This is a genomic window from Mycobacterium sp., from assembly GCF_032161845.1.
Taxonomy (GTDB): domain Bacteria; phylum Actinomycetota; class Actinomycetes; order Mycobacteriales; family Mycobacteriaceae; genus Mycobacterium.
In genome coordinates, this window is sequence record NZ_JAVRQA010000522.1 from 1 (window position 1) to 3,556 (window position 3,556).

A 3,556-nucleotide genomic window follows, 5' to 3' on the forward strand; every position below is an offset into this window, starting at 1 on the left:
GTCGGCAAGATCGATGACCATTGCCGTGATGCCCTTGTGCTTGGGCACATTGGTGTCCGTGCGTACGGTCGCCAATCCGCGCTGGCAATTCGCCGCATCACTGGTCCATACCTTCTGACCGCTGACCACCCAGCCACCGTCGGTCCGCGTGGCCCTGGTGGCGACCGCCGCTGCGTCCGAGCCGGCACCCGGCTCGCTGAACAGCTGGCACCACCGGACCTCACCCTCGAGGCTGGGCCAGAGCAGCCGCTCGACCTGCTCGGCGCTGCCGTGCTGAAGCAGTGTGGGCACCACCCACTCGCCGAGCCCGAGACTGGGCTTGTCTAGACCCTTCAGAGCGTCGTCGATGATCAACTGCTCGATGCTGTCGGCGTCTCGGCCGTACGGCTTCGGCCAGTGCGGCTGCAGGTAGCCGCTGCGCGCCCAGAACTTCTGGCGGACATCGGGTTCGGCCTTCTCCAGCTCGGCGCGGAAGTCCAGGGCGGCCTGCCGGTACTGCTCGGCTCCCTCGGGCAAGTCGATGGAATGACCCCGACGCACCCCGCCGAGTTGCAGCTCGACGACGTCGTCCCGCAGTGCGTTCTGTCCGCCGGCAAAGGCGTGCAGCACGGTGGCGCGCCTGATGTAGAGGTGGGCGTCGTGCTCCCACGTATAACCGATGCCGCCGTGCACCTGGACGTTTTGCAGTGCTACGCGCTGATAGGCGGGCAGGGCGTGTCCGGACGCCATCGCGGCCGCGAGATCGGCCTCGGCTCCCGTCGCCCGGGCCGCGTCCCACGTCGCCGCGATGGCGAGCTCGGTGTCGACGAGCATGTTCGCGCAGTGATGCTTGACCGACTGGAAGGAGCCGATGGGCCTGCCGAATTGCTCACGGGCGGCGGCGTAGGCGGTCGCCATCTCGGTGCATGCGCCGAGCCCACCGACCGCCTCCGCCGCGGCCAGCAGCCGTAACAGCCGCGTGGCCACGTGGGCACCGCCTGCGAACACCTCGGCGACGGGTGCTTTCGACAACTCGATGACGGTGACGGGCCGCATCAGCTGGTCCACCGAATCGGTACGGGTCGCGCGGACCGAATCGCCCGCCTCGACGAGCACCAGGTCCTCACCCAACGGAAGCAGGAAGACGTCGGCGCTGACTTCGCCCAGAGTCGCCACCGCTGCAGCGACTACGGTCGAATCCAGCAGTCGGAGATCACCTTCCGCGCCGAGGGCTCCGACGGCATCACCGGAGGTGAGCCGTGGCAGCCATCGCTGACGTTGTTCGTCCGTGCCGACCTCCGCGATCACGGCGGACACCACAACCGTCGGAAGGAACGGGCCGCCCACGGCGCCGCGACCGAGCTGCTCGAGCACGATGGTCAGTTCCGGTACGCCGTAGCCCTGGCCGCCGAACTCTTCACCGACGTGTAGGCCGAGCCATCCGGTGGCGACGATCTCCTTCCAGAGTCCGTCGTTCTCCCACCATCGGCCGGTTTCGTCGGCCTCGAGCAAGATGCGTCTGGCGCTGGCCACACCGCCGCGCCCAGCCACCACCGACTTCGCGACGTCGGCGAGGTCGCGGTGGTCTTCGGTTATCGCCAACGGCATGTAACGGCCTTACTGGTAGAGGTGGATCGAATTGCCAAGCAACTGGTCGGTATTCAGTCGGACAGCCGACGCTCTCCGCTGGGCGTCCAACCGGTCATCGACACGGTGGTCAGATCGAGCGTCTCGCCGAGCGACAGCTTGCCCGACATCACCCGCTCGAGGAACCCGGCCATGACGTCCTCGGGAGCCCTGTCGAGCTCGTAGATCACCAGATAACGATGGGTTGGCGGAGGCAACTGAGCGGGCAGGTCGGGGTCGTCGGGGATCTTCAGCTCGGCGAGGTCATAGCGCTGAGCCGCGATGACGCCAGGGACGTCGAGTACCTCCGGCACGTGGACCTCGTCGTACCACTTGTTGAATCTGTCGTCCTCGCCCTCGATGGGATTGCTGAGGACGATCATCCGGTTTCCGGTCACGGATCCGCCTTTCGACATGGGCCGCCCAAACAGGCCCGCTCGATCACACTATGACAGTCGACTGTCACAGTCAACGTGGACGCGACGGCGTCATCGCGGACCGCTCGAGGTAGGCGTAGCCGGACTCGCCGTCGCAGCGCACCTCTGCCCAGCCGACGGTGTAGGCCCGCGCCGGGTCCATGACGCCGTAGGGCAGTCCGTCGGCCATGGTGACCCACATCGACGAGCAGACGGTTCCGTCGAGTACGTAGCCGTCATCGAGCGCGAATGAAAAGCGTTCACCGTCGCGGGTCAACACCGCAGGCGGCGGCGCGGTGACGATGTCGACGTGGCGCAGCAGGCCGTCCTCCACCACGTAGGCGCCCTCGAGCGTGGTGTGCCCGTCACGGGCCCAGTAGCGGCACATCCCGAAGGCCCTGCCGCTCGGCAGCACCCCGCCGGTGATCACATGGCCGCCCCAGTCCTTGAGAGTGTCGGCACCGCGCGGCCCCCGCGAGTGGTCGCGCCAGCCACCGCCGTCGAAATCGATGCTGACCCCATCGATCACGATCTGCCCGGTCACGCGGGTGAGTTGTTCGTAATGCTCGCGCGCCCAACTCTGTTGAGCCATGCCTTCTCCGGCGGTCGCGGCGTCCCACACCGGGGTCACGCATTCGACCTCGAGATCGAGCCGGACGTGCGACTTCGCGCCATCGGCAAGCGGGCCGGTGCGCATCTGCTCGTACGTCGATCGCACGCAGAAGCCGTCAAAGATGATGCGCCACTTCCGAAACGGATCCTCGCAGCGAAATTCTAGATTGGCGCCTGCAGGCTGTCGATCGGGAACGGTGAGGTGATACGCCCACATGCTCAGCACGCCCTGATCGCTCGGGAGCGCGATGAGCACGCGGTCCTCCCACATCTCCCACCTGTCGGCAACCGTGCCCAGATGCAGCCACATGCCGATGTCGGCGACGGGGTCGTACGGGGTGAAGAGCAGGTTCTCGGTCCATCCCGGGACGTCGGGACACGTCCGGACGGTGCGCTCGCAGTCCGCGTCCATGCCCGACGACAACTGCTGAAATGTACTGCTCACCTGATCCTCCTCATCCGACCGAGCGAGTGAGGACGGCGATCTCGCCGGTCGAACCGTCGACCCGTACCACGTCGCCCGTGCGCAGCAGCTTGGTCCCGTTGCCCGTTCCGACGACGGAGGTGATGCCGAGTTCGCGAGCGACGATCGCGCCGTGGCTGGCCGGACTGCCGATGTCGGTGACGAGCGCGCCCGCCAGCGACACCAGTGCCGTCCACCCGGGATCGACGAACTTGCACACCAGCACCTCGCCGTCGGCGAGAACGTCATCGGAATCCGCATCCAGCACGACTCGGACGGTGCCCTCGACCACCCCTGGGCCTGCCGGGGTGCCACGCACCGTGCCGTCGCCGTCGACGTCCGAGACCGTCATTGGTTGCGGCATGCCGGTGAAGATGACGGGAAGCTCGATGCCGCGATACTCTTCGCGCCGCTGTTTGCGGAAGGCGACGAGTTCACGGGCGTTGCCGGGCAGGGGGCC

The 3,556-nt window shown here is 67.2% G+C and carries 4 protein-coding genes; all 4 read right to left on the bottom strand.

Going from position 1 to position 3,556, the window contains the following annotated elements:
• Window positions 1-1,587, bottom strand: a 1,587-nt coding sequence (locus QOD90_RS28730; protein WP_526355516.1) for an acyl-CoA dehydrogenase family protein, incomplete at its 3' end; no start/stop codon positions are given.
• A 53-nt stretch (window positions 1,588-1,640) separates the two neighbouring features.
• Window positions 1,641-1,988 carry a hypothetical protein gene (locus tag QOD90_RS28735; RefSeq protein ID WP_526355522.1) on the bottom strand — a complete coding sequence of 116 codons (348 nt, stop codon included), beginning with the start codon at window positions 1,986-1,988 and terminating at the stop codon, window positions 1,641-1,643.
• Window positions 1,989-2,073: 85 nt separating this feature from the next.
• On the bottom strand, window positions 2,074-3,078 hold the full coding sequence (locus QOD90_RS28740) for a DUF7064 domain-containing protein (RefSeq protein ID WP_526355518.1): 1,005 nt from the start codon (window positions 3,076-3,078) through the stop codon (window positions 2,074-2,076).
• Window positions 3,079-3,088: 10 nt separating this feature from the next.
• Window positions 3,089-3,556: PEP-utilizing enzyme (locus QOD90_RS28745; protein ID WP_526355520.1), on the bottom strand; the 468-nt coding region annotated here is incomplete at its 5' end.